This window comes from Micromonospora sp. WMMC264 (assembly GCF_027497275.1).
Taxonomy (GTDB): Bacteria; Actinomycetota; Actinomycetes; order Mycobacteriales; family Micromonosporaceae; genus Micromonospora; species Micromonospora chalcea.
In genome coordinates, this window is record NZ_CP114907.1 from 5,617,378 (window position 1) to 5,642,427 (window position 25,050).

Here is a 25,050-nt window from a genome sequence, read left to right on the forward strand (position 1 = left end):
CGTCACTTCAGGGCGCGCAACGCGTCCTCGATGGCCCTGTGGAACGTGGGGTACGCGTAGATCATGTGCCGGAGCTGGCTGATCGGCACCGCCGCGTGCACCGCCACGACGAGCGCGGAGAGCACCTCGCCGCCGGCCGGTCCGGCCGAGGTGGCCCCGATGAGCACGCCCTGGTCGGCGTCGGCAACCAGCTTGATGAACCCGGCGTTGCCGGTCTTGTGGATCCAGCCCCGGGCCGACGAGGTGAGATCGGCGTATCCGACCTGGACGTTGACGCCGCGCTCGCGGGCCTGCTGCTCGGTGAGGCCGACCGCGCCGACCTCGGGGTCGGTGAACGTGACCCGGGGCAGCGCCCGGTAGTCGGCGACCGGGACGCTGCCCGGCGCGACGCTCGACCCGCCCGCGCTCATCGCGCCGCCGACCGAGCTGACCACACCGGCCGCGCCGCCGACCACGCTCGCGGTGCCGCTGGCGTCCGGGCCGCCCTTGGTACGCCGCATGTGGTCGAGGACGTCGGCCACCACGATGCCGGCCTGGTACATGGCGATGTGGGTGAACGCGCCCTCGCCGGTGAGGTCACCGACCGCCCAGATCCCGTCGGTGACGTGCATCCGGTCGTTCACCGGCAGGTAGCGCTGCCCGGCGTCCACCCCGACCGTGTCCAGGCCCAACTCCTCCAGGTGCGCCTTGCGGCCGGTCACCACGAGCAGCTTCTCGCCGGTGAACTCGGCGCCGTCGGCGTACACGGTGAACGCGCCGCCGTCGTGGCCGACCCGGCCGGCCTTGACCCCGGTGTGGATCTCCACCCCGTCGGCGCGCAGCGCGTCGGCGGCGAGCGCTGACGCCTCCGGCTCCTCGACGGCGAGCACCCGGTCGGCCGCTTCGATCACCGTCACCCGCACGCCGAACCGGGCGAAGACCTGCGCGAGTTCCAGCCCGATCGCGCCGCCGCCGAGCACCAGCAGCGACGCGGGCAGCTCCTCCACCTCGATGGCCTGGTGATTCGTCCAGTACGGCGTGTCGGCCAGCCCGTCGATCGGCGGGACCGAGGGCCGGGTGCCGGTGCCGAGGACCACGCCGTACCGGGCCTGGAACACCTGGTCGCCGACGCGTACCCGGTTCGGGCCGTCGAGCCGCCCGCTGCCCCGGACGAACCGGCCGCCCTTGCCGGTGAAGCGGTCCACCGCCACCTTGTCGTCCCAGGTGTCGGTGGCCTCGGCGCGGATCCGCTTCGCCACCGGCGCCCAGTCCGGCCGCACCTGGGCGGACCCGGCCAACTCGTTCACCCGGTGCGCCTCGGCCAGCGCGTTCGCCGCCCGGATCATCATCTTGCTCGGCACGCACCCCCAGTAGGGGCACTCGCCGCCGACCAGGTCCCGTTCGATGCCGACCACTGTGAGGCCGGCCTCGGCGAGCCGTCCGGCCACCTCCTCGCCGCCGACGCCGAGCCCGACCACTACTACGTCAACCTGTTCCGGCTCCGCCATTCCGCAAGCATTCCGTACCTTCGGGACACCGGCCACCGCACCGGCCCCGAATTCCCGCGCTCGTCACGAACGCGACCGCCTACCGTGGCCGCATGCACACGCGCTTCACCCCGGTCCGGGACTGCTTCCACGACCTGTTCGTCACCGGCCGGGAGACCGGCGCGTCGCTCGCGGTGTGGCACGACGGCGTACCGGTGATCGAGCTGATGGGCGGCACGGGGGCGGCGGTCCCGCCCAGTGCGGTCGTGCCGATGGCAGGGACGGACCGCGCGTGGCGTCCGGACACGCTCGTGGACGTCTACTCGACCGGCAAGCCGGTGGTGGCGCTCTGTCTGCTGCTGCTCGTCGACCGGGGCCGGGTCGACCTGGACGCGCCGGTGTCGGCGTACTGGCCGGAGTTCCGCACCCCGGCGACCGTCCGGCAGGTCCTCGCCCACACCGCCGGGCTGCCCGCCTTCCCGGTACCCCGGCCCGCCGCGGCCATCGCCGACTGGGGCCTGCTCTGCGCCGACCTGGCGGCGGCCGAGCCGGAGTGGGACCCGGGCGCCGTCGCGGGCGAGCACGCCTGGACGTACGGGCACCTGGTGGGCGAGTTGGTCCGCCGGGTGGACGGGCGGCCGGTGGGCCGGTTCTTGGCCGAGGAGATCGCCGGTCCGTGGCGCCTGGACCTGGCCTTCGGGCTGGGTGAGGCCGACCGGCGGCGGTGCGCCGACCTGTCGTACGCCGATCCGGCCTGGCCGGACGCGATGCGCGGCGAGCCGGGTTCGTTGCGGGCGCGGGCGCTGGACAACCCGCCCGGCGGGCGCGACGTCGCGATGGTGAACAGCGACCTCTGGCGGGCCGCCGAGATCCCGGCGGTGAACCTGCACGCCACCGCCGCCGGGCTCGCCCGGCTGTACGCGGGCCTGCTCGCCGGCGGCACCCTGGACGGGGTACGCCTGTTCAGCCCGGAGCTGGTCGCCGAGGCGACGCGGGTGCAGTATTCCGGGCCGGACCTGCTGCTGGACCGGCCGGTGGACTGGACGCTCGGCATGCAGTGGGAGCCGGACGGCAGCTGGGGCATGGGCGGGATCGGCGGCAGCAGCGCCTGGGCCGACCCGGAGCGGGGCTACACCTTCGCGTACGCGACCGCCCGGCTGGCCGACCACGATCGGGTGGAGGAGCTGGTCGAGGCGCTGCACTCCTGCCTCTGACGGTCAGTCACGTTCTGTGATTCCGGCGCGTCGTCACGCAGCGCATTCGGCCGGCAGTCGCGCCTGGCTTCCCCTTTTCCGACTTTGCTCTGCACCCATTGGCGCAGCACCGAGTTGAGCAGCGGATTTCCGCTAGGTCCGAAATCCGCGAGAGGCCCGCACCGGTCACGTTCCGCAACGGGTGCGGATATGGCTGCAGAGCAAAGTCGGCGGAGGTGGATAGGCGCGGGCTAGAGGTGCAGTCACCCGCAGTAATCGTGGGCGCCGTGCCGCGACCCGCGCGGGCTGTGCGCCAGCGACGTTGGGCTCGTGTGACGTTCGCGCTCGGCGGGCGGCGAGGGGGGGGGGAGGGCGTCAGCGGAGCCAGACCGGGTCGGCGCCGGGCACCTCCAGCGGCGGCGGGTAGTCGAGCGTGCGACGCACAGCGTCGGGCAGCCGCCACGGCTGGTGCACCGCCTTGCCCGCCACCGATTCCAGCTCCGGCACCCACCGCCGCACGTACGCGCCGTCGGGGTCGTAGCGCTCGGCCTGCCGTACCGGGTTGAAGCCGCGGTACGGCCGGGTGTCGTTGCCGGTGCCGGCCACCCACTGCCAGTTGCCGGAGTTGTTGACCCGGTCGCCGTCGAGCAACCACCGGAAGAAGACTTCCAGGCCGGGCCGCCAGTCCAGCCCGAGGTGCTTGGTCAGGTAGCCGGCGGTGATCAGGCGGGCCCGGTTGTGCATCCAGCCCTCGGTGCGCATCTGACGCATGCCGGCGTCCACGATCGGCATGCCGGTCCGTCCCTCGGCCCAGGCGTCGAGCGCGTGCTCGTCGTACCGCCAGTCCTCCCGGGCGCCCCGCCGGTAGGCGGCCGTGGACAGGTCCGGGAATCCGGCGACGACCTGGTGGTAGAAGTCGCGCCAGCAGAGCTGCCGGACGAACGGGCCGTCGCGGTCGCCGGCCCGGGTCGCCACCGCCAGCGGGGAGACGCAGCCGAAGCGCAGGTACGGGCTGAGCCGGGAGGTCTCGTCGCCGGCCATGTCGTCGTGGATGTCGTCGTACCGATGGAGGGTGGGCAGCCAGGCGGTGAGCCGGCGGCGGGCGGCGTTCTCCCCGCCCACGGCGGCGGCCGGGCTGTCGCCCTTCGGCGGGTCGGGCAGGCGGCCCGGGTCGACGCCGTCGGGCAGCCGGACCCGCTTCGGCGCGGCCAGTTCGTCCCGCAGGCGCACGCCCTGCCAGGCGCGGAAGTAGGGGCTGAACACGCGGTAGTGGTCGCCGCCGCTCGGGCGCAGCGCGCCCGGCTCGACGATCGTCAGGCCGGGGAACAGCCGCAGGAACATGCGGTGCCGGTCGCACTCGGCGCGCAGGCGGCGTTCCCGGCTGCGGGCGTAGTGGCTGACGTCGGCGGAGAGCCCGACGCCCTCGGCGCCCACCTTCCGGGCCAGCTTCACCGTCTCGGCCACCGGGTCGCCGCGCCTGATCACCAGGTCGCCGCCGCGCTTGCGCAGCGCCTCGCGCAGGTCGGCCAGGCTCTGGTGCAGGAAGCGGGTGCGGTTCGGCGAGAGCTGCTGCAACTCCGGGTCGAGCACGTAGAGCGGCACCACCCGCTCGAACGCGGAGCAGGCGGCCGCCAGCGCCGGGTGGTCGTGCACCCGCAGGTCGCGGGTGAACAGCACGACCGCCGTCCGGCCGGTCATCCGGCCAGGGCCGGTTCCAGCGCCGGGCCGGGCACCTGAACCGGCGTGCCGGGCGGGGTGAGCAGCGCCCGCGCGGCCACCGCCATCCGGCGCCGCTGCGGCACCAGGGCCCGGCGGACGAAGACGTCGTAGTCCTGCGCGGCGACCTCGTCCAGGATGCCGCCGTAGAGCGCGTACGCGGTGCGCATGCACGCCTGCGAGGCGGGGTTGAGCAGCGGGATGCCCGGCGCGGCGGCGAGGTAGTGGGCCTGCGCGCGGGTCACCTCGTACTCGATCAGCTCGCGGATGCGCGGCGTGGTGCGACCGGCGGCCTTGGCCGCAACGAGGTCGGCGCGGGTGACGTCGAACTTGGCCAGATCCTCGTCGGGGAGGTAGGTCCGGCCCCGGTCGAGGTCCTCGGCGACGTCCCGGATGAAGTTGGTGAGCTGGAAGGCGAAGCCGAGCTGGCGGGCGGGCTCCCGGGCGGCGGCCGGGTCGGAGCTGCCCAGGATCGGCAGCATCATGGTGCCGATGACGGCGGCCGAGCCCTCCATGTAGTCGAGCAGGTCGTCGTAGGTCGGGTACGACATCACCGTCAGGTCCATCGCCATGCTGCGCAGGAACGACGCGAAGTCGTCGCGGTCCAGGTCGAACACGGCGATGGTGTGCAGCACGGCGGGGAGCAGCGGGTCGTCGACCGACGCGCCGTGCAGCCCGGCCACGAATCGATCCGACCACTCGCGCAGCCGGGCCGCGCGCTCGGCGGGCGGCAGGTCCTCGGTGCGGTCGACGATCTCGTCCGCGTAGCGGGTGAATCCGTACAAGGCGTGCACATGTCGCCGTTTCCAGGCGGGGAGCAGCCGGGTGGCGAGATAGTAGGTACGGCCGTGACGCCGGTGCAGCTCGCGGCAGCGGTCATAGGCGGCGGCCAGATCCACGTCCATCGACCCTCCTCAGTTTCGACGCAGCAATCGACGCAACTCGTAACCCTAGGGTACGCTCGCCCACATGGCCAACGACGCAGTTGCGGGTAATGCGCTCCGCGTCGCGCCGGCTCAGGCCGGGGCGACGGACGATCCGGTCCGCGGCGTACTGGCCGCGTTCACGAAAGACCTGATCAAAGGGGTCGATGAGACGCTGGTGGCGTTCCTGGCCGCGGAAGTCGATTCGCTGACCGAGATCGACGCAGCGATGGGTGCATTCGCCGCAACCGCGCGCGACTGCGTGCTGGCCGGCGGCAAACGGGTCCGGCCCACGTTCGCGTACTGGGGATGGCGGGGCGCTGTCGGCGGGGAGGAACCGATGTGTTCGGTGCTCCCGGCCCTGTCCGCCCTCGAACTGCTGCACACGTTCGCGCTCGTGCACGACGACGTGATGGACGCCTCCGACACCCGACGCGGGCTGCCGACCGCGCACCGGGCCGCCGCCGCCCGGCACCGCGCCGCCGGGCACGCGGGCGACCCCGACCGGTACGGCGAAGCGGTCGCCGTCCTCATCGGCGACCTCTGCATGGTGTGGGCCGACCGGCTCATGGGCCACGCGGCGGTCCCCGCCGAGCGGCTGCTCGACGTGCGCCGCTGCTACGACCAGATGCGGGTGGAGACGGTCGCCGGGCAGTTCCTGGACGTGCTCGGCGAGAACGACGCGGGGAACTGGACCGTCGACCGGGCGCTACGGGTAGCCCGGTACAAGACCGCCAGCTACACCGTCCAGCGGCCGCTGCTCTTCGGCGCCTGCCTGGCCGGCACCGACCCGGACGACCCGCTCATCGCCGCGTACACCCGGTACGGGCTGGCCGTCGGCGAGGCGTTCCAGCTCCGCGACGACCTGCTCGGCGTCTACGGCGACCCGGAGACCACCGGCAAGCCGGCCGGGGACGACCTACGTACCGGCAAGCCGACCGCGCTGCTGATGCTGGCCCGGCAGCTCGCCGACCCGGCGCAGCGCCGGGCGCTGGACCGGGCCGGCTCGGTCACCACGGCACGCGACGTGGACCGGCTTGCCGACGTGGTCCGCGACACCGGCGCCACCGCCCGGGTGGAACGGATGATCGCCGACCGGGTCACCGAGGCGCTCGCCGCGCTCGGCACCGCACCGATCGACGAGACCGCGCGCACCGCGCTGACGGGTCTCGCCACCGCCGCCACGGCGCGGCGGGCATGATGAGCAACTTCGCGAGCAAGGGGGCCGGAATGCGTACCGTCAAGGGACGGACCGACCGGGTGGTGGTGGTCGGCGCCGGGCTGGGTGGACTGGCGTGCGCGCTGCACCTGGCCGGCAGCGGCCGGCAGGTGACGGTGCTGGAGCGCGAGCCGGTGCCCGGCGGGCGCGCCGGGCGGCTCAGCGTCGACGGGTACGAGTTCGACACCGGCCCGACCGTCCTCACCATGCCCGACCTGATCGCCGAGGCGCTCGGCGCGGTCGGCGAGGAGCTGACCGACTGGCTCGACCTGAGCCCGCTCGACCCGGCGTACCGCGCCTACTACCCGGACGGGTCGACGCTCGACGTCATCACCGACACCACCCGGATGGCGGCCGAGATCGCGCGTGTCTGCGGTCCCCGGGAGGCGGACGGCTACCTGCGTTTCGTCGACTACGCCCGCAACCTGTGGCAGTGGGAACGGGCCGACTTCATCGAGCGCAACCTCGACGCGCCGACCGACCTGCTCACCGGCAACCTGCTGAAGTTGTTCGCCAACGGCGCCTTCCGGCGGCTCCAGACGAAGATCAACCAGTTCTTCCGCGACCCGCGTACCCAGCGGATCTTCTCCTTCCAGGCCATGTACGCGGGCCTGTCGCCGCACGACGCGCTGGCGATCTACGCGGTCATCGCGTACCTCGACTCGGTGGCCGGTGTCTGCTTCCCGCGCGGCGGCATCCACGCGGTCTCCCGCGGGATGGCCGGCGCGGCCGAGAAGCACGGCGTGCAGTTCCGGTACGGCACCACGGTGACCCGGGTGGAGACCGCCAACGGCCGCGCCACCGGCGTGATCACCTCCGACGGCGACTTCGTCCCCGCCGACACGGTGGTGCTCAACCCCGACCTGCCGGTCGCCTACGAGGACCTGCTGCCGCCCAGCCGGCAACGCAAGCTCACCTACTCGCCGTCCTGCGTGGTGCTGCACATCGGTTCGACGCAGGGCTATGGCAAGATCGCCCACCACAACATCCACTTCGGGCGCTCCTGGAAGGGGACGTTCGACGAGGTGATCCGCCGAGGCGAGCTGATGACCGACCCGTCGCTGCTGGTGACGAACCCGAGCCGCACCGACCCGTCGGTGGCGCCGGCCGGGAAGCACACCTACTACGTGCTGGCGCCGGTGCCGAACCTGGAGCGGGCGCCGTTCGACTGGACGGGCGACCTCACCCAGCGGTACGCCGACCAGCTCGTAGGCACGCTGGAGGAACGCGGATACGTCGGCTTCGGCGACGGCATCGAGGTGATGCGGGCCGTCACCCCGGCCGACTGGGCGGCACAGGGCATGGCCGCCGGCACGCCGTTCGCCGCCGCGCACAGCCTCTTCCAGACCGGGCCGTTCCGCCCCTCCAACCTGCACCGGAAGCTGGACAACGTGGTCTTCGTCGGCTCCGGCACGCAGCCGGGCGTGGGGGTACCGATGGTGCTGATCAGCGGCAAGCTCGCGGCGGCCCGGATCACCGGGGCGACGGCATGAGCGAGCGGGAGGAACACCTGGTCGAGCTGGTCGGCGACGACGGGCAGGTGCTCGGCGAGACCACCGTGGCGACCGCCCACCAGCCACCCGGCCGGCTGCACCGGGCCTTCTCGGTGCTCCTGGTCGACCCGCAGGGGCGGGTGCTGCTGCAGCAGCGGGCCGCGGTGAAGACGCGGTTCCCGCTGCGCTGGGCGAACTCCTGCTGCGGGCACCCGCTGCCGGGCCAGTCGCTGACCGAGGCCGCCAACCGGCGGCTCGGCGAGGAACTCGGCGTCGGCCCGGTCGAGCTCACCGAGGTGGGCGTCTACATCTACTACGCCGAGGACCCGGCGACCGGCCGCGTCGAGTTCGAGTACGACCACGTGCTGCGCGCCGACGTACCCGCCGACCTGGTGACGCGGCCCGATCCGGACGAGGTGGCCGAGCTGCGCTGGGCCGACCCCGGCGCGGTGGTGGCCGACCTGGACGCCGACCCCCGCGCGTACGCCCCGTGGCTGGGCGGCGTGGTCAACCGGCTGCTGCATCCGGCGGGCCCGGCCCGGCCGGGCGTCGCGGCCTCCGAGGCACCGGAGCGGTCGGGTGGCCGATGAGGCGCTGAGCGCGGGGGCCGTGGCACGCCGGTTGGGTGTGGCGGTCACCACGCTGCGCACCTGGCACCAGCGGTACGGCCTCGGTCCCAGCGAGCACGTGCCGGGCCACCACCGGCGCTACACGCCCGCCGACCTCGCCCGCCTGGAGATCATGCGCCGGCTGACCACCGAGGGGGTGGCGCCCGCCGAGGCGGCCCGCTGGGCCCGGCAGGCCCCGGCCGTGCCGCCGCCGGACCGGCTCGCGCTCAAGGCACGGACCTCGGCGGTACGCGACGGCGGCGGCACGACCATCCCGGTCGGCCGGGCCGGCCCCGCCGCACGGGGGCTGGCCCGTGCCGCGATGCGCCTGGACTCGGTGACCATCGCGCGGACCATCGCCGAGGCGCTCGCCGCCGACGGGGTGGTGGCGACCTGGGAGGGGCTGCTCCGGCCGGTGCTCACCGGGATCGGGGAACGGCACGCCGCCACCGCCGGCCTGATCGAGGTGGAACACCTGATGTCCCGGTGCGTCTCGGTGGCGTTCGCCACGGTGATCCGGGCCCACCCGAACGGCGGACCGCCCCGGATCCTGCTCTCCTGCGCCGACGAGGAACAGCACTCGTTGCCGCTGGAGGCGCTCGCCGCCGCGCTCGCGGAGGCCGGTGTGAGCTGTCGCATGCTCGGCGCCCGGGTGCCGTTGCCCGCCCTGGTTGAGGCGGTCAACCGGACCGGGCCGGCGGCCGTGGTCCTCTGGTCGCACACCCGCGCGACCGCCGACCCGTGCCAGCTCACCGCGCTGCTGACCGTCCCCCGCCGGCCGCTGCTGGTGCTCGCCGCCGGGCCCGGCTGGCGGGCCGACTCGCTGCCGGCCGGGGTGGTCCGGCCGGTGGATCTGGCCGAGGCGCTCTCCCTCGCCCTGGCGGTACGGGACTCGCTGGACCAGTCGACGAAGGGCTGACGGCCCTTTTCGCTCCGGGGCGCGTCCACTACGGTCGGAAAGTCCGTCTGACCCCGACCCCTCCGGGAGCGACGAATGCGTCCACGCGCCCTGCCGGCGCTCGCCCTGGGCCTGGTGCTCCTCGTCACCGCCTGCGGCGAAGCCGGCAAGTCACCCGATCAGGCGGCGGCCTCGCCGTCGGTCTCGGCGTCGCCGTCGCCCGTGACGAAGCCCTCACCGACCCCGACCGCCACCCCCAGGAAGCCGAAGCTGCGCCCGGTGCCCAAGAAGCTCCCGGCGGGCCTGCACCGGGCCAGCGGGAGCAGCGGGGTGGCGCTCACCTTCGACGACGGACCGGATCCCCGCTACACCCCGCAGATCCTGGCCCAGCTCCGGGCGGCCCGGGTCACCGCGACGTTCTGCGTGGTCGGCCAGCAGGCCAAGCGCTACCCGGAGCTGGTGGCCCGGATCGTCCGCGAGGGTCACCAGCTCTGCAACCACAGCTGGCACCACGACGTGAACCTCGGCCGGCGGTCGGCCACCGAGATCCGGGCCGACCTGGAACGGACAAACGACGCCATCCGCGCCGCCGCGCCCAAGGCGCCGATCACCTGGTTCCGCCAGCCCGGCGGCCGGTGGACCGCCGAGGAGATCGTGGTGGCCCGGCAGATGGGCCTGCGCCCGCTGCACTGGAGCGTGGACCCGCAGGACTGGGACCACCCGCCGGCGAAGACGATCATCAAGCGGGTGAAGGGCGCCACCCGGAACGGCTCGATCGTGCTGATGCACGACGCGGGCGGTGACCGGGCCCAGACGATGGCCGCGTGCCGGCACCTGATCCCGGACCTGAAGCGGCGGTACGGGATCGCGCGACTACCCTGAACTGCGGTTTTGCCCGGCGTCGCGGCCATGCCCATACCGGTTTGGCCGTCCGTGCAGACATGACATATGCTTCTCCTGCCTCCGGCGGGGCCGGATGGGAGCAAGTCCGCTTGAAGTTGCGAGTGTGCAATGATGGCGGGGCCGCCCTCATCGTCTAGCGGCCCAGGACGCCGCCCTTTCAAGGCGGTAGCACGGGTTCGAATCCCGTTGGGGGCACGGTCCGGCTCGCGCCGGATGCAACACCAGCCAGGTCCTGTGGAGCAGTTGGAGTGCTCGCCGCCCTGTCAAGGCGGAGGTCGCGGGTTCAAGTCCCGTCAGGACCGCAAGCGCTGACGCCGCGCAGCTCAATGCGCGGCGTTCTGCGTATCGGCTCATGCGGTAGCATGTGCCGAGCACCACGGCCAGGTAGCTCAGTTGGTACGAGCGTCCGACTGAAAATCGGAAGGTCGGCGGTTCGACCCCGCCCCTGGCCACATAGCCTTTCGCCGGGCTACAGGAACGCCGACCAGCGGATACGCAGGTCGGCGTTCTGCTTTTCAGCCCAGGCGGGCCGCCTCCGCCCGCAGGTGCTCCAGGAAATGCGTGACTGCCGGCGGCGGCGTCCTGCCCCGCACGGTCGCCGCGAATATCTGCCGTACCGACTCGTCGTCCGGGTGCAGGCGGAGCAGGGCGATGTCCGGCGGGGTTCCGCGTACCGCCAGGGCCGGAACCAGGGCCACCCCCAACCCGGCGGCGACGCATCCCAGCTTGCCGGTCCACTCGGCCGCGACGATGTCGATGCGCGGCGAGAAACCGCTGGGCAGGCTTGCGCGGAGCAGGCTGTTCTCCGCGGTGGCCGAGCCCACGACGAACGCTTCCGGGGCGAGGTCCGCCAGGCGCACCGAGCGGCGGCGCGCCAGCCGGTGGTCACGCGCGACCGCGACCAGGAGCCGCTCGTCGAGCAGGTGTCGCAGGTCGAATCGTTCGCGGTCCAGCTCGCCCGTGGGCGAGGTGCTGACCACTGCCACATCCGCCTCCTCGGCGAGCAGGCGCTCCAGCAGCCGCGGCGTCACGCCCTCGACCAGCGAAAGCGAGACCTCCGGGTAGGCCGAGCGGAACGACGCCATCGCCCGGGGTACGAGGGCCGCGACAGCGGTCGGGAAGGCGCCCACACGCAGCCGCCCTCGGCCGAGCCCGCGCAGGTCGTCGAGGTCACGCCGGGCCGCGGCGAGCCGGTCGAGGACCGCCTCGGCGTGCGGGAGCAGCTCTCGTCCCTCCTCGGTGAGGGCGACGCCGCGGGGCAGCCGGTCGAAGAGCCGGGCGCCGATGTCGGCCTCGAGCGCGGCGATCTGCCGGGAGACAGCCGACTGGGTGAAGCGGAGTGCGCGGGCGGCGGTGGTGATCGAGCCGTGCCGCGCGACGGCGCGGAACACCTCCAGCAGCTGAGTCTCCATGGGCAGGCATGGTAATCACGCATGGCAGGCATGCGAGACATTCGTTGGTCGCATTACCCTCACCGGCCTAGCGTTACCGCGTGAAGATCATCGCGGTCCTCGGGACCGGGCACATGGGTACGCCGATCGCGCGCCGCCTCCTGGCCGGCGGCAACCGGGTCAGAGTGTGGAACCGCAGCCCGGAGCGTTCGGAGTCGCTCGCCGCGGTCGGCGCGACGGTGGCCGCGAGCCCGTCCGCCGCAGTCGACGGAGCCGAGGTCGTCGTCGTCATGCTCGCCGACGCCGGCGCGGTCGAGACGGTGCTGTTCGGGCCGGACGGCGCCGCCACCGCGCTCCGACCCGGGACGGTCGTGGTGCAGATGTCGACGATCGGGCCGGACGAAGTCCGAGCGGTGGCCGGCCGGCTTCCGGCGGGCGTCTACCTCCTCGACGCCCCCGTCGGCGGCAGCGTCAACGCCGCCCGGGCCGGCACGCTGGTGATCTTCGCGGGCGGCCCTGCCGATGCCGTGGAGAGGGCGGCTCCGGTGCTGGGGCAGCTCGGGACGGTCCGTCACTGCGGTCCGATCGGCGCAGGTGCCGCCGTCAAACTCGTCGCGAACACGGGCCTGGTGACGGCTGTCGCCGCGCTGCACGACGCGCTGGCTGTCGCCGCAGCGCTCGGTGTCGACAGGCAGACCGCCCTCGACGTGCTCGACCGTGGGGCCCTCGGCGGCGCGGTCGGACGGGCCACAGCCCCGGGCGCCTCGTTCGCAGTCACGATGGCGGCGAAGGACGCGCGGCTGGCGCTGCGCCGCCCGGTGCCGGCCCCCGTGCTGGAGGCCGCCCTCGACCTGATGCGGGCCGCGCCGGACCAGGACGCCGATCTCTCCTCCCTCGTCTCCCCCGACTTCTGCGAAGGGACGCTGATGCGCCTCACCCTGGACAACCCCGAATCCGTCGCGGCCCCGTTCGGCGACCGCTTCGCGCACGTCGCCCGGATCGATGTCGGCGGCGGCGCGCTGCTGATGCTCGCCGGACAGGTCGCCGTCGACGACGACGGCGAGGTGGTGGCCCCCGGAGACGCCGGCGCCCAGGCCGAACGGATCTTCGAGATCGTGGGCGGCGTGCTCGCGGCGCACGGTGCGAGCTTCGACGACGTGCTGCACGTCCGCACGTTCATGACGGACCTGGCTGACCTGTCGGCGTACGCGGCCGTCCGACGACGGCTCTTCACTGGCACACCGCCGCCGGCGAGCACGACTGTCGAGATCAGCAAGCTCTTCCTGCCGGGCGCTGTGCTCGAGGTCGAGGTCACGGCCGTGGTCCGGTCCCGCTAGGTGTCGCGACGATTGCGCTTCCCGATCGACGGGCCGTATCCACGGCCGGCACAGGTCGCCACCCTGAGTACCTAACGGGTGTACAGTCCCCGGCAACGGCGGCGGCGCCTACGGTGAGCCCGCTGAGTGACGGACGGAATGAGGCAGGTGAGCACCAGAAGGTCGCGTGTGCGGACGCTGCGTACGGCTCTGACGTCGGTCCTCGTACTGGCCGTGATCCTGGTGGGCGGGTGCGGCCGGATCTCGGGGCTCCTGGATTCCGTCTCCCTGTTCCATCCGGTGTGGGCCGCCGACGGCTGGGTCTACTACCTGCGGGAGGTGACCTCGACCTCGGGCTCGGGAGTAGCCGAGGTGTGGCGGCAGCGGCCCGACGGGAGCGGCGAGGAAGCCGTTCTCACGCGCGCCCCGGCGGTGCCCGCCTGCGAAGCGGGCTTGTTCAGCTTCTTGTTCGCCGACCCCGACGGCGACCTCGGGGTGGCCCTCGAATGCGGCTGGGACGGAACGGAGCTGCTCACCTACTCGCCGGCCGACAAGACGTTCGAGCCTCTGGCGTCGACGCGCTTCCTCGCCGGTGCCGCACTCGTGAACGGTGACGGCAGGGGATATGTGCAGGCGCGCCGGCAGTGCGGGCCGGGGGGAATCCAGCTGCTCGCTGACGGGAAGGCGTCTGAGTTCCCCTCTCCGGTGACGGTCGACGGGACAACCTTCAACCTCAGTGGCAGTGATACGGGTTGCGAGTCCATGGTGCTGGTGCGGTCGCCGACAACCATGGGTGAGCGGCTGTTCTTCATCACCGCACCCGACACCCTCGGCAGGTTGCCGCTGCCTGTCGAGGTGTATCCGTCTGACTTCACCTGGCACCTGACCGAGTGGGACGTCGGATCGGCCACGGCCAGGTTCCTCGCGGAGCTTCCCGGGCTCGCCGACCTGGCGGTGTCGCCGGACGGCAGGTCGGTGATCGCCGCCGTCGCGTCGGATCACGTGGGCGGCGTGTGGTCGGTCGACGTCGACACCGGGAAGAAGACGCGGATCGCCGACGGTAAGCGCGCGTACCACCCGAGCTTCTCTCCGGACGGCAAGCGGTTCGTCTACGTCGAGGCCTTCAGGCGGCTGAGGTTCGCCGAGGCACGGTAGTCGCCGGCCGGCTCACGCCGCGAGGGACGCCCCGCGCCTCGGCCGCACGATATGTTGCACGCTGTGACAGGGCCTGAGATCACCGTTGCGACGCCGGAAGACCGTGGCAGCGTGGTCACCTCGCTGGTCGCGGCGTTCACCAAGGATCCGGTCCTGCGGCACCTGTTCCCCGACCAGGCGACCTATGCGCGTTATGCGGCCGTCTTCTTCGGGCACCTGTTCGACAAGCGGGTGCACAAGGAGACGATCTGGACGATCGGGCACGGCGCGTCGGTGGCGATCTGGGAGCCGCCGGCATCCGGGAGCGCACAGCCGGACGACGATCTCGCCGCCCGGCTTCCCGCCGACGTGTTGCACCGCGTACGCGCCTACGACGAGGCGGTGCACGCCGCGCTGCCGTCGGCGCCGTTCTGGTACCTGGGGGTGCTGGGTACGCACCCGGACCACGCCGGCCGCAGGTGGGGCCACGCCGTGATGCGGGTGGGGCTGGACCGGGCCGCCGCGGACGGCCTGCCGGCGATTCTGGAGACCAGCAACCCGGACAACGTCGAGGTGTACCGGCGCGCCGGCTGGGAGGTGGTGCACGCCTTCGCGGAGCCGCTGCCCACCTGGGTCATGCGGAATCGCCGCACCTGACCGTACGACAGAGATCCCCACCGGCGGAGACGCCGGTGGGGATCCGCCGTTCAGACGCCGGCGGGCTGCTCCGCGGTGTCCGAGGCGCAGCAGGCGCTCTCGGTCACCTTCTCCAGCTGCGGTGAGTCGGCCTTGACCGTGTAGACCTCCCACGGCTCGTCGCCGGGGCCGCGCACCCAGACCTTGTCCTGGAGCGCGTAGCAGCACTCGGTGTCGTTCTCCTCCAGCGTGATCAGGCCGGACTCGGTGAGCCGGCTGGTCGCGGCGTTCACCTCGCCGGTGGTGGCCACCTCGACCCCGAGGTGGTCCATCACCGTCGGCAGGCCGGGCTCACCTTCGAGGAGTACGAGCTTCAGCGGCGGGTTCTCCACCGCGAAGTTGGCGTAGCCGGGGCGGCGCTTGGCCGGCTCGACGCCGAACAGCTTGCTGTAGAAGGCGACGGAGCCTTCGAGGTCGGAGACGCGCAGGGCGAGCTGGACGCGGGACATGTGAACTCCCTGTCTAGATGTTTATCGAAGCAGACTCCACCCTGCCCTCTGCTTTGAAGTCTGTCAACCTAGAGAAATGTCGAAACAAGCGCTGCCGGCGCCTCGGCGTCGGAGATCTGCGTCCGACTCCGAGCGGCGTGGCACCTGGGCCTGGCACCGGGTACGCCCGGAGGCGTTCCGCCAACTCGGCGCGCCTGTCCCACCACACAGCGCTGTCGTGGAGCGGCGTTCCCGGTGTCCGGAAGCGGGCGCAACGGAAGCTGCGCACCGAGACATGAGCCGGTATGGTCCGGACCTATGGGACAGGAGATGGCCGATCCGGATGAGGTCCGGCAGGAATCCGACCGCTTCTCCCTCCGCAGCAACCTGTTCGTCCCGGCGTCGGCCGAGCGGGCGTACGCCGTGTTCACCGGATCGCTCGCCGACTGGTGGGTACGCGAGTACACCTGGTCCGGCCCGCAGGCGCTCGCCGCGCTCGGCATCGAACCCCGGGCCGGCGGCATGCTCTACGAGATCGGCCCGTACGGCTTCCGCAACGACTGGGGCCGCGTGCTGACCTGGGATCCGCCCCGGCGTCTGGTCTTCACCTGGCAGATCGGCCCGGACCGGGTGCCGGTGCCGGACCCGGCCGGCGCCAGCGAGGTGGAGGTCCTGTTCCACCCCGAGGGCCCGGAACTGACCCGGGTCGAGGTCGAGCACCGCTACTTCGACCGGCACGGCGCCGCGGCCGAGGGCTACCGCGAGGCGCTCACGGCCGGCTGGCACGAATTGCTCTGCCGCTACCTGGCGACGGTCGCCCGCACCGCCTGACCCGTACCCGATGGGCCCGGTCAGCCGGTGATGCCCGGCGTCGCCGCGGCGCCGGGCACGCCGGTGCCGCCGAGGTCGGCGCGGCGGCCGGCGTCCGCGCCCGGCGCGAAACCACCGCCCGCGAGGCGCCGTCGCGGCGCGGTGCGCAACCTGGGGTACGCCTCGGCGACCCGGCGCTGGACGCGGTCGGAACGGTCGGCGAGTACCAGGGCCGTCGAGGGACCGCCCGCCTCGGCCACCGCGTTCTCCTCGGCTGCGCGCAGCCGCTGCGCGACGACGTACGCGAAGCCGGCCAGCCAGGTACGCCGGAACGCGGCCGGGTGCTCCCCGTCCGGCACGGCGGCTCCCGCCAGTCCGTGCGCGGCCTGCACCAGCAGCGAGGTGAACAGCAACTCGACGCGTTCCAGGTCGCTGGCGAAGCCGAACAGGTGCATGGCGAAACCGTTGCCCTGCCGTCGGCGTACGCAGCGGCAGCGCAACGGTTCGGCGACCGCGGCCAGCAGTCCGGCCTTGTCCCGGGCGTACGGCGCGACCACCTCGACCGTCCGGTCGCCCACCGGGTCGACGGCCGGGTCGCGTGCCGCGAGCAGCGCCCGGTCGACGCCGTAACGGGCGATCAGCTCGGTGGCCTTGGCCATGAACGCGGCCGACTCGGCGGGCGTGCAGGCCGGGTCCTCGGCCTGGGCGAGCAGCTTGCGCACCTTGCTGAGCATCGCCTCGGACATGACCCAGAGCTATCACAGCCGGCGCGCGTCGCGGCGCGGCGGGCTCAGTCGGACCGGCTGCGCAGCGTGGCGATGGTCGAGCCGGCGAGGGTGAGCAGGCAGTCGGGCAGCAGCCCGTCGGCGGCGGCCGCGCCGAACAGCGCCTCACCGGTGTCGGCGTCGTCGTTGGCGCACGCGCTGACGAAGCGGGCCACCCAGCGGGTGTCGTAGTCGGCCTGGTCGATGCCGGGGAAGTCGAGGGCCGCCCCGCCGGCCGGCGCGTCGTCGCCGAGCATGGTGGCGGCCAGGCACCACGCCACCCCGTACGCCCCGGCCAGGCCGGAGCGGTCCACCACCGCGTCGAACGTGCCCACCACCCCGGCGCCGTCGCCGGCGAGGGCGGAACGGAGCACGGCGGTCGCGTCGTCCAGCGTCTGCTGTGCTTCGTCGTTCACCCGCGGAACAGTAGCGCCGGGGGTCAAGCCGTGACCCGGAAATCGCTCGATGAACACGCAGCGTGATTCCCGCAGTCGGGGTGCCGACGGAGCCGACTCCACAGTCCCGCCTACCGCGTGGGCACGCTAAGGTGCGCAGCGGACCTTCGCCGGAGGAAGGACGACCATGCTGAGAACACGCACGTCGCGCGCGGCCCTGTCCATGGCCTGCGCGGCGCTCCTGCTCGCCACGAGCGCCTGCGGGAGCGACGAGCCGGAAGAAGCGCCCGCCACCCAGGTGCGCCTCTACGGCACCGACGGCAACATGCTCAATTCATACCCAGCCGAGCTGAAGGATCGGGCGGATCTGGTGAACGGGATGAAGGGCACCACGCCCCTCACTCCGCTGCCCGAGAGCTTCAAGGAACGACTACTCGCCGTAGACGCGAAGCTGGGTGACTTCCTCTACTCCGCCGAGTCCTACGACGCGGTCGTGATCAGCGCGCTGGCCGCCCAGCTCGCCGGCACCACCGCGCCGGGCGAGATCGCCAAACAGATCGTCGGGGTCACCACCGGCGGCGAGCGCTGCGACGAGGTGGCGACCTGCCTCCAGCTCGCCCGCGCCGGTCAGGACATCCAGTACCGGGGCGTGTCGCTCACCCGGGCCGGGTTCACCGACAACGGCGAGCCGGCCACCGCCAGCTACGGCACCATGCACTTCGACAACCAGAAGATCGACGACAGCAAGACCGAGTTCGTCGGCGCCGGTGAGGAGTCCGGGGCGAGCAGCAAGACGCCGCCGCGCGGTCGCAAGCTGCGCGACGGGAAGGCGAAGGACGCGCCACTGGTCCTCGGCGGCCTCCTGCCGAAGACCGGTGATCTGGCGCTGGCATACCCGCCGCTGGCCGCCGGCGCCGCGCTCGCGCTCCGCGAGGTCAACGCCGCCGGTGGTGTGCTCGGTGAGCCGGTGAGGTGGGTCGAGGGCGACGACGGCACCAACCCGGCGGTCGCCAAGGCCACTGTCGCCTCGCACGTCCGGGAGGGCGTCCACGTCATCATCGGCGCCGGTGGTTCCGGCATCTCCCGGGCGGTGCTGCCGGACGTGGTGGCCGCCGGGCGGATCCTGTTCTCGCCGTCGAACACCGACGCGGGGCTGAGCGCGGTGGACGACAACGGCCTCTACTTCCGTACCGCCCCGCCGGACAGCCTCCAGGGTCGCGCGCTGGCCGACGTGATGCTCCGGGACGGGCCGCGCAAGATCGCGATCCTGGCCCGTAAGGACTCCTACGGCGAGGGCCTCCAGGAGAACGTCCGTTCGGAGCTGGAGAAGGCCGGCATCGGCGCGGACCGGGTCAAGCTGCTGACCTACGAGCCGCCGGAGGACCCGAAGACCCCCGTCGACTTCTCCGGCATCGCCCAGGAGATCAAGGCGTACGGGCCGGAGGCGCTGCTGCTCATCGGCTTCGCCGAGTCCGCGCCGGCGATCCCGGCTCTGGCGGACGCCGGAGTCCAGATCAGACGCTGAGAAGCGCCGACGACGAGGGCCGCACCGGGAACACCGGCGCGGCCCTCGTCGTGTTCCGGCTCAGCGCGCCTTGCGCCGGTCCAGGAACTCGGTCATCCGCCGGTGTTTCTCCTCGTCCTCGAAGAGCACCGCCTGGCTGAGCAGGTCGAGTTGCGGGTGCGCGGCCGCCGGGGCGTCCACCGCCAGCTTGGTCAGCCGCAGGGCCAGCGCGGAGCCCTTCGCCATCTCGTCGAGCAGGCCGTGCGCGGTGGGCAGCAGCTCGTCCGGTTCGGCCACCACCCGGTTCACCAGCCCGATCCGCAGCGCCTCCGCGGCGTCCACCCGCCGGCCGGTGAAGAGCAGCTCCTTGGCGCGGGCCTCACCGATCAACGCCGGCAGCCGGTAGGTCGCGCCCGCGCCGGCCAGGATGCCCAGCCGCACCTCGGGCTGACCGAAGACCGCGCGGTCCGTGCACACCCGCAGATCGCAGGCGTACGCGAGTTCGGCGCCGCCGCCCAGCGCCGGCCCGTCGACCGCGGCCACGGTGGGCATCGGGAGCGCCCGGATGCGGGCGAAGACGCCCTGGTTGATGGCGGCCAGCGCGTCCAGCCGGCCGCGCTCGCGCAGCTGGGCGATGTCGGCGCCGCCGGCGAAGATGCCCGCCGTCCCGCCGGTGAGCAGCAGCAGCCGGGGGCGTGCCTCCAGGTCGGCGCAGACCGCGTGCAGCTCGGCCACCAGGTCGGCGTCGATCGCGTTGCGTTTCTCCGGCCGGTCCAGCGTGACGACCAGCCGGTCCGGCAGCTCCTCGATCCGCAGCCCGCTCATTTCTTCTGGCCGTCCTTCCAGGTGTAGAAGCCCTGCCCGGACTTCTTGCCGAGCTTCCCGGCGGCCACCATCTCGACCAGCAGCGGCGGCGGCGCGAAGCGGTCCCCGTACGCGGCCTGGAGCGTACGCGCGATGTCGAGCCGCACGTCCAGTCCGACCAGGTCGGTCAGCTCCAGCGGGCCGATCGGGTGCCGGTAGCCGAGCACCATCGCCTTGTCGATGTCGGCCGGGCTCGCCACCTCGTCGGCCACCATCCGGATCGCCTCCAGGCCGAGCGTGACGCCGAGGCGGGAGGTGGCGAAGCCGGGCATGTCGCGTACGACGACGGGGTCCTTGCCCAGCCGGGCGGCGAGCGCGACGGCCGCCTCGGTGGTCTCCGGCGCGGTGGCCGGGCCGACCACGACCTCCAGCAACGCCATCGCCCAGACCGGGTTGAAGAAGTGCAGCCCGACGAAGTCGGCCGGGCGGTCCAGCCCGGCGGCCAGTTCGGCGATCGGGATGCTGGACGTGTTGCTGCCCAGCAGCGCGGGGCGGCGGCTCTCCGCCTCGCGCAGCACGGCGCGCTTCAGGTCGAGCCGCTCGGGCACCGCCTCCACGATCACGTCGGCGCCCTCGGGCACCTCGGTGAGCCCGGCCCGCAACGTGACGCGCCCGCGGTTGGCGGTGGCGGCCTCCTCGGTCAGCTTGCCGCGCTGCACGCCCCGGTCCCACAGCTCGCCGAGCCGGCGGACGGCCTCGGCGCCCCGCCCGGGGTCGACCTCGACCAGTTCGACCGCGTACCCGGCGCCGGCCGCCACGTACGCGATGCCGAGGCCCATGGTGCCGGCCCCGACGACCACAAAACGACCACTCATCGGTGTCCCCTCGCCGCGGCGGGGGCGCGCGGGGTCTCCGCCGCCGGGCCCGTCCGCTCGCTCGTTCCTGCATGGGACCCTATGCAGGGCCGGGCCGCCGGGATGAGTGGGGGCGGAGCGGACGGGGTAAGGACGGCCGTCAACGTCGAAGGAAGGAACGAGATGAGCCAGGCACCGGAGAGCGCGGAGAACACCGAGACGGTCGAGACCCGCGGCGACGAGCGGGTGGACCTGCTCCGCGCGGACACCAACAACGACGGCAAGACCGACGTGTGGGTGGTGGACACCGACGGCGACGGCAAGGCCGACCTGTTCCAGTTCGACACCGACGGTGACGGCAAGGTGGACATCACCATGGTGGACATCGACGAGGACGGCACGCCGGACGAGGTGGTCGACGGCGACGGCGGACTGCCCCCGGAGCAGACCACCCCCACCGTCCAGGTCTGAGCATGTAAGGAAGGGCCCCTTGTTAACGCCTGGGCGCTTGAAAGGGGCCCTTCCTAACGCCGCAGCTCCAGCGTGGCGAGGTAGTACGGGTGGTCGGTGTCGTCCACGTCGGCCAGTCGCCACGGTGAGCCGTGGACCAGCTCGGCGAACTCCTCGGGCGAGCAGACCAGGTAGTCGAACCACCCGGTGCCGAGCAGCCGGTAGCGCAGCCGCAGCCGCAGTTGCCCGCCGATCCGGCCCCGCTGCCGGTTGCGCTCGTGATAGGCGGTGTGCACCGGGTCGGTGGTGCCGTACGGGTCGGTGCCGTGGGCGATCACCCGGGCGCCGGGGCGGGCCAGGGCGGCGAGCGCGGCCAGCATCGCGGGCGCCCGTTCCCGCCCCTCGAACAGCCCGAGGTTGTTGCCGAGCAGCAGGAACGTGTCGTAGCGCGGCTCGTCGGCGGTGTGCTCGTCGACGGTGCCGTGGACGAGGTCGCGTACGCCCCGGTGCCGGCTGACCCGCAGCGCGCCCAGCGAGGTGTCCAGGCCGGTGACGGGCACGCCGCGCTCCTGGAGTTCCAGCGCGATCCGTCCGGCGCCTACGCCGACGTCGAGCACGTGCCCGCGTACCCGGTCCACCGCCCGGTGGTCGTGCGGCTGCCACAGCTGCGGCGGGTCCAGGTAGTGCCCGGCGGGCGCGCCGTTGATCAGCCCGTCGTCCCGCTCGATGATCTCGATGACCGGCCGGGGCAGGCGTCCACCGGCCATCGGCCGGGGTCCGATCCCGGTGGCGACCGCGTACGCGTCGCGGATCATCTCGCCGAACACGTCGCCGATCTCGGGTTCCCCGGTCATGCCCGCAACGCTATCCGGGGGTCGGCGGCGCCGTGGCCGCCGTATCCTGGGCGGCGTGACCGACCTGGACCGCCTGGCGGCGGAGAAGTACGTCCTGCTCACCACGTTCCGCAAGGACGGCCGGGCGGTGGCGACACCGGTGTGGGCGGTACGCGACGGTGACTCGCTGGCGGTGTGGACGGTGTCCGACTCCGGCAAGGTGAAGCGGATCCGGCGCGACGGCCGGGTCACTGTGGCGCCGTGCGACGTGCGCGGGCGACCGCACGGCGATGCGGTGCCGGCACACGCGACGATCGCCGATCCGGAGAGCACCCGGCGGGTGCGGGGCCTGCTCAAGCAGAAGTACCGGCTGATCGGGCGGCTGAGCCTGCTCGGCAGCCGGCTGCGCCGGGGCGAGGGGGGCACGGTGGGGCTGCGGATCGTGCTGGACGGAACGTCCCCCGGACACGACTGAGCCCGGGCACGATTAAGGGCGGCGCCGCGACGGCACCGCCCCTGATCGGAACGCCGGAGAACGCCGGTTCGTCAGTCTCCCTGGCGCTGCTGGGGGATCTGCCCCTGCAGTAGCGCCCGAACCTCTGACTCACGGTAGCGGCGGTGGCCGCCAAGGGTCCGGATGGCGCTGAGCTTGCCAGCCTTGGCCCACCGGGTCACCGTCTTCGGGTCGACACGGAACATCGACGCCACCTCGGCCGGTGTGAGTAGCGGCTCAGGTTCGTGCGTTCGCGATGCCATCGGGGTCACTCCTCCACATGTATAGACATCGGCCGGGGTCCCGCCGGCCGACGCGTCTCCCATGGTCCGGCTAGTCCCCGATGTCCGACATGGGCCGAACGGCTGAAGGTCCCTAGACGGACGGATGAAGCATGCCCGATTTTTACGACTTTTATGCCGCAGAAACTACCTTATTAGGACTCATGATCACGGTTCGTGACGCATCAACTACGAGACACTCTCGTGTCCAAGACCACTTATCGGGGTAAACCGGGCGTCAGTTGCAGCGCTCCAACAGCTGCACCGCGCGCCAGCGGGCGACCAGCTTGTCGTACGCGGCGGACGCCTCCTCGGCCTCGCCCCGGCCCAGTCCGGACAGTCCGGTGGCCACCAGATCGGTCGAGTCGTCGGCTTCGAGCGTCTCGTCCGGCAGCAGTTGCACCAGGCCGCCGTAGTCCAGCTCGACCACCGAGCGCGGGTGGAACTCCTCCAGCCACCGGGCCGCCTCCTCGACCGCCTCGGTGATCGGCGCCTCGCCGATCGACTTGCGCAGCACCGACAGCGCCCGCGACGCGCGGCGGCGCGCCTTGGAGATCTCGGTGCGGTAGCGCAGCGCGCGCCGCTCCGGCTCGGTGACCAGGTGCCGCTCACCCGCCTCGAACAGCACGAACCAGCGCAGCGGCACGCCCCAGGTGGCGATCTGCTCGTGCACCCGGGGCACGCCGTGCTCCAGCACCCGGGCGCCGCTGCGCCAGTCCTCCACCACGGCCTTGGCCTGCCCGGCGAGCACCGGCGGCACGAACGCGTCGGCCAGCACCGAGGGCACGCCGTCGCGGGCGCTCAGCGCCGCCTCGGCGACCCGGATGCGCAGGTTCCAGGGGCAGACCAGCAACGAGTCGTCCGACTCCAGGACGTACGCCTCGTCGGGCAGGTCGGGCAGCCGGGTCCAGCCCGCGCCCAGCGCCTCGATCACGGCGGTCCGTTGTCGTACCGGCCCATCCAGCGGGGCGATCGCCCGGCCCTCGCTGACGTACCGGCGCCAGTAGGACTGCCGGTCCCGGTCGAAGGCGGTCAGCGGCTCGTACACGCGCAGGTATGAAGCGAAGAGCGACGGCACGGCGCGATCCTCCCACGAGACGGGACCGCCCGTCGCCGCCCGTGAGCCCGTGGCGTGACGTGCGCGACAGTACGGTTCGGGCCGATATTAGGCTCAGAGACACCGGCAGCATCCCGCCGGCGTGCCACCAGGTTCCGCTCCCCACAAGGGCGCTCACCGACACAGGAGTCAGCCATGGGCGTATTCGCCAGCACCGACGACCCCGTTTCCACGGGGCATGAGCAGGTCGTGTTCTGCCAGGACAAGCAGTCCGGCCTGAAGGCGATCATCGGGATCTACTCCACCGCGCTGGGCCCCGCGCTCGGCGGGACCCGGTTCTACCCGTACGCCACGGAGGCCGACGCCCTCGCCGACGTGCTCGACCTCTCCCGCGGCATGGCCTACAAGAACGCGCTGGCGAACCTCGACCTCGGTGGCGGCAAGGCGGTCATCTGGGGCGACCCCGAGCAGATCAAGAGCGAGGCGCTGCTGCGCGCGTACGGCCGCTTCGTCGAGTCGCTCAACGGCCGCTACTACACCGCCTGTGACGTCGGCACGTACGTCGCGGACATGGACGTGATCGCGCGCGAGACCCGGTACGTCACCGGCCGCAGCGTGGAGCACGGCGGCGCGGGCGACTCCTCGATCCTCACCGCGTGGGGCGTGTTCCAGGGCATGCGGGCCGCCGCCGAGCACGTCTGGGGCAGCCCGACGCTGGCCGGCCGCCGGGTCGGCGTGGCCGGGCTGGGCAAGGTCGGCAAGTACCTGACCGCCCACCTGCTCGACGACGGCGCCGAGGTCGTGGCGACCGACGTGAACCCGCGCGCCCTGGAGTGGGCGCGCACCACCCACCCGCAGGTCACCCTGGTCGACGACACCGCGGCGCTGGTCGCCTCCGACATCGACGTGTACGCCCCGTGCGCGCTCGGCGGCGCGCTGAACGACGAGACCGTGCCGGTGCTGCGGGCGAAGGTCGTCACCGGAGCGGCGAACAACCAGCTCGCCCACTCGGGCATCGAGAAGGTGCTCGCCGACCGGGGCATCCTCTACACCCCGGACTACGTGGTGAACGCGGGCGGCGTGATCCAGGTGGCCGACGAGATCGAGGGCTTCAACTTCGAGCGCGCCAAGCTGCGCGCCACCCGGATCTTCGACACCACCCGGCAGATCCTCCAGCTCGCCGACGACGAGGGCGTACCCCCGGCGGTGGCCGCGGACCGGCTCGCCGAGCGGCGGATGGCCGAGGTCGGCCGGCTGCGCGCGATCCATCTGCGGTGAAGCTCACCTCCGGGGGCGGAGCGGCGACTCCACCCCCGGAGGCCGTGCGCGTTAAGCTGAGCCTCGGGCCCGTTCGTACCCATTTGTCCGCTGTCACGGCCAGCCCCGGACCTTACCCCTTACCCGGTACACTTGGTGACGGC

General features: G+C 72.7%; 26 protein-coding genes and 3 tRNA genes. 17 read left to right on the forward strand and 12 right to left on the reverse strand.

Annotation, left to right across the window (positions count from 1 at the left end):
* Positions 1–2: 2 nt before the first annotated feature.
* Entirely contained in the window at positions 3–1,487 is a 1,485-nt protein-coding gene (locus O7542_RS24845) for an FAD-dependent oxidoreductase (protein ID WP_043327516.1), read from the reverse strand.
* A 92-nt stretch (positions 1,488–1,579) separates the two neighbouring features.
* On the opposite strand from O7542_RS24845, the gene O7542_RS24850 reads away from it, so the two are divergent.
* The gene (locus O7542_RS24850; protein ID WP_281605278.1) at positions 1,580–2,680 is read left to right on the forward strand and encodes a serine hydrolase domain-containing protein; all 1,101 of its coding nucleotides are present in this window, start codon (positions 1,580–1,582) and stop codon (positions 2,678–2,680) included.
* 354 nt (positions 2,681–3,034) lie between these two features.
* On the opposite strand, the gene O7542_RS24855 is transcribed toward O7542_RS24850, so the two are convergent.
* Complete coding sequence (locus tag O7542_RS24855; protein WP_281605279.1) at positions 3,035–4,357, reverse strand: deoxyribodipyrimidine photo-lyase; 1,323 nt, start codon at positions 4,355–4,357, stop codon at positions 3,035–3,037.
* Entirely contained in the window at positions 4,354–5,280 is a 927-nt protein-coding gene (locus tag O7542_RS24860; RefSeq protein ID WP_043327518.1) for a phytoene/squalene synthase family protein, read from the reverse strand. Before O7542_RS24860 ends, O7542_RS24855 begins: the two co-directional genes overlap by 4 nt.
* A 64-nt stretch (positions 5,281–5,344) precedes the next feature.
* On the opposite strand from O7542_RS24860, the gene O7542_RS24865 reads away from it, so the two are divergent.
* The 8 genes from O7542_RS24865 (at position 5,345) to O7542_RS24900 (ending at position 10,871) form a co-directional block, all read left to right on the forward strand.
* Positions 5,345–6,499, forward strand: a complete 1,155-nt coding sequence (locus O7542_RS24865) for a polyprenyl synthetase family protein (RefSeq protein ID WP_069088148.1) — start codon at positions 5,345–5,347, stop codon at positions 6,497–6,499.
* 29 nt (positions 6,500–6,528) lie between these two features.
* Positions 6,529–8,010 (forward strand): phytoene desaturase family protein, encoded by a 1,482-nt coding sequence (gene crtI / locus O7542_RS24870; protein WP_181373707.1) that lies wholly within the window; start codon positions 6,529–6,531, stop codon positions 8,008–8,010.
* Positions 8,007–8,600, forward strand: a complete 594-nt coding sequence (idi, locus tag O7542_RS24875) for an isopentenyl-diphosphate Delta-isomerase (protein ID WP_043327521.1) — start codon at positions 8,007–8,009, stop codon at positions 8,598–8,600. The genes crtI and idi overlap by 4 nt, the downstream gene beginning before the upstream one ends.
* On the forward strand, positions 8,590–9,537 hold the full coding sequence (locus O7542_RS24880) for a MerR family transcriptional regulator (protein ID WP_064448346.1): 948 nt from the start codon (positions 8,590–8,592) through the stop codon (positions 9,535–9,537). The genes idi and O7542_RS24880 overlap by 11 nt, the downstream gene beginning before the upstream one ends.
* Positions 9,538–9,612: 75 nt before the next feature.
* Entirely contained in the window at positions 9,613–10,398 is a 786-nt protein-coding gene (locus O7542_RS24885; protein ID WP_043327523.1) for a polysaccharide deacetylase family protein, read from the forward strand.
* A 143-nt stretch (positions 10,399–10,541) separates the two neighbouring features.
* Positions 10,542–10,614: transfer RNA gene (locus O7542_RS24890), tRNA-Glu, on the forward strand.
* A gap of 33 nt (positions 10,615–10,647) precedes the next feature.
* Positions 10,648–10,721: transfer RNA gene (locus O7542_RS24895), tRNA-Asp, on the forward strand.
* A gap of 76 nt (positions 10,722–10,797) precedes the next feature.
* Positions 10,798–10,871: transfer RNA gene (locus O7542_RS24900), tRNA-Phe, on the forward strand.
* Positions 10,872–10,934: 63 nt separating this feature from the next.
* Here O7542_RS24900 and O7542_RS24905 read toward each other — a convergent pair.
* Complete coding sequence (locus tag O7542_RS24905; RefSeq protein ID WP_281605280.1) at positions 10,935–11,831, reverse strand: LysR substrate-binding domain-containing protein; 897 nt, start codon at positions 11,829–11,831, stop codon at positions 10,935–10,937.
* A gap of 80 nt (positions 11,832–11,911) precedes the next feature.
* Here O7542_RS24905 and O7542_RS24910 point away from each other — a divergent pair, with 80 nt between their 5' ends.
* The 3 genes from O7542_RS24910 to O7542_RS24920 all read left to right on the forward strand — a co-directional run bounded on the left by O7542_RS24910 (position 11,912) and on the right by O7542_RS24920 (position 14,917).
* Positions 11,912–13,147, forward strand: a complete 1,236-nt coding sequence (locus tag O7542_RS24910) for an NAD(P)-binding domain-containing protein (RefSeq protein ID WP_198033307.1) — start codon at positions 11,912–11,914, stop codon at positions 13,145–13,147.
* A gap of 168 nt (positions 13,148–13,315) precedes the next feature.
* Positions 13,316–14,281 (forward strand): PD40 domain-containing protein, encoded by a 966-nt coding sequence (locus O7542_RS24915; RefSeq protein WP_187692736.1) that lies wholly within the window; start codon positions 13,316–13,318, stop codon positions 14,279–14,281.
* Positions 14,282–14,332: 51 nt separating this feature from the next.
* Entirely contained in the window at positions 14,333–14,917 is a 585-nt protein-coding gene (locus tag O7542_RS24920) for a GNAT family N-acetyltransferase (protein WP_043327525.1), read from the forward strand.
* Between the two features lie 50 nt (positions 14,918–14,967).
* Here O7542_RS24920 and O7542_RS24925 read toward each other — a convergent pair whose 3' ends face one another.
* A complete protein-coding gene (locus O7542_RS24925) occupies positions 14,968–15,405 on the reverse strand; it encodes an ArsI/CadI family heavy metal resistance metalloenzyme (RefSeq protein ID WP_043327526.1) in 438 nt (145 codons plus the stop codon).
* Positions 15,406–15,702: 297 nt separating this feature from the next.
* On the opposite strand from O7542_RS24925, the gene O7542_RS24930 reads away from it, so the two are divergent.
* A complete protein-coding gene (locus O7542_RS24930; protein ID WP_043327527.1) occupies positions 15,703–16,215 on the forward strand; it encodes an SRPBCC family protein in 513 nt (170 codons plus the stop codon).
* A 20-nt stretch (positions 16,216–16,235) separates the two neighbouring features.
* Here the strand turns inward: O7542_RS24930 and O7542_RS24935 are convergent, their stop codons facing one another.
* Positions 16,236–16,940, reverse strand: a complete 705-nt coding sequence (locus O7542_RS24935) for a DUF2786 domain-containing protein (RefSeq protein WP_043327528.1) — start codon at positions 16,938–16,940, stop codon at positions 16,236–16,238.
* A 44-nt stretch (positions 16,941–16,984) separates the two neighbouring features.
* Positions 16,985–17,374, reverse strand: coding sequence for a hypothetical protein (locus O7542_RS24940; RefSeq protein ID WP_043327529.1), 390 nt, complete (start codon positions 17,372–17,374; stop codon positions 16,985–16,987).
* A 166-nt stretch (positions 17,375–17,540) separates the two neighbouring features.
* On the opposite strand from O7542_RS24940, the gene O7542_RS24945 reads away from it, so the two are divergent.
* Positions 17,541–18,878, forward strand: coding sequence for an ABC transporter substrate-binding protein (locus tag O7542_RS24945; protein WP_043327530.1), 1,338 nt, complete (start codon positions 17,541–17,543; stop codon positions 18,876–18,878).
* A gap of 60 nt (positions 18,879–18,938) precedes the next feature.
* On the opposite strand, the gene O7542_RS24950 is transcribed toward O7542_RS24945, so the two are convergent.
* The gene (locus O7542_RS24950) at positions 18,939–19,682 is read right to left on the reverse strand and encodes an enoyl-CoA hydratase/isomerase family protein (RefSeq protein WP_064448341.1); all 744 of its coding nucleotides are present in this window, start codon (positions 19,680–19,682) and stop codon (positions 18,939–18,941) included.
* Positions 19,679–20,536 (reverse strand): 3-hydroxyacyl-CoA dehydrogenase family protein, encoded by an 858-nt coding sequence (locus O7542_RS24955; RefSeq protein WP_281605281.1) that lies wholly within the window; start codon positions 20,534–20,536, stop codon positions 19,679–19,681. The genes O7542_RS24950 and O7542_RS24955 overlap by 4 nt, the downstream gene beginning before the upstream one ends.
* Positions 20,537–20,698: 162 nt before the next feature.
* On the opposite strand from O7542_RS24955, the gene O7542_RS24960 reads away from it, so the two are divergent.
* A complete protein-coding gene (locus O7542_RS24960) occupies positions 20,699–20,986 on the forward strand; it encodes a hypothetical protein (RefSeq protein WP_043327533.1) in 288 nt (95 codons plus the stop codon).
* A 53-nt stretch (positions 20,987–21,039) separates the two neighbouring features.
* Here O7542_RS24960 and O7542_RS24965 read toward each other — a convergent pair whose 3' ends face one another.
* Complete coding sequence (locus O7542_RS24965) at positions 21,040–21,819, reverse strand: class I SAM-dependent methyltransferase (protein WP_210886005.1); 780 nt, start codon at positions 21,817–21,819, stop codon at positions 21,040–21,042.
* 55 nt (positions 21,820–21,874) lie between these two features.
* Here O7542_RS24965 and O7542_RS24970 point away from each other — a divergent pair, with 55 nt between their 5' ends.
* The gene (locus tag O7542_RS24970) at positions 21,875–22,273 is read left to right on the forward strand and encodes a PPOX class F420-dependent oxidoreductase (protein ID WP_281605282.1); all 399 of its coding nucleotides are present in this window, start codon (positions 21,875–21,877) and stop codon (positions 22,271–22,273) included.
* A gap of 71 nt (positions 22,274–22,344) precedes the next feature.
* Here the strand turns inward: O7542_RS24970 and O7542_RS24975 are convergent, their stop codons facing one another.
* Together O7542_RS24975 and O7542_RS24980 are read right to left on the reverse strand one after the other, a co-directional pair.
* Positions 22,345–22,554: a BldC family transcriptional regulator gene (locus O7542_RS24975; protein ID WP_007073996.1), complete on the reverse strand. Its 210-nt coding sequence runs from the start codon at positions 22,552–22,554 to the stop codon at positions 22,345–22,347.
* Between the two features lie 256 nt (positions 22,555–22,810).
* A complete protein-coding gene (locus tag O7542_RS24980; protein WP_281605283.1) occupies positions 22,811–23,650 on the reverse strand; it encodes a hypothetical protein in 840 nt (279 codons plus the stop codon).
* 174 nt (positions 23,651–23,824) lie between these two features.
* Here O7542_RS24980 and O7542_RS24985 point away from each other — a divergent pair, with 174 nt between their 5' ends.
* Positions 23,825–24,907, forward strand: coding sequence for a Glu/Leu/Phe/Val dehydrogenase (locus O7542_RS24985; protein WP_069088136.1), 1,083 nt, complete (start codon positions 23,825–23,827; stop codon positions 24,905–24,907).
* Positions 24,908–25,050: the final 143 nt, after the last annotated feature.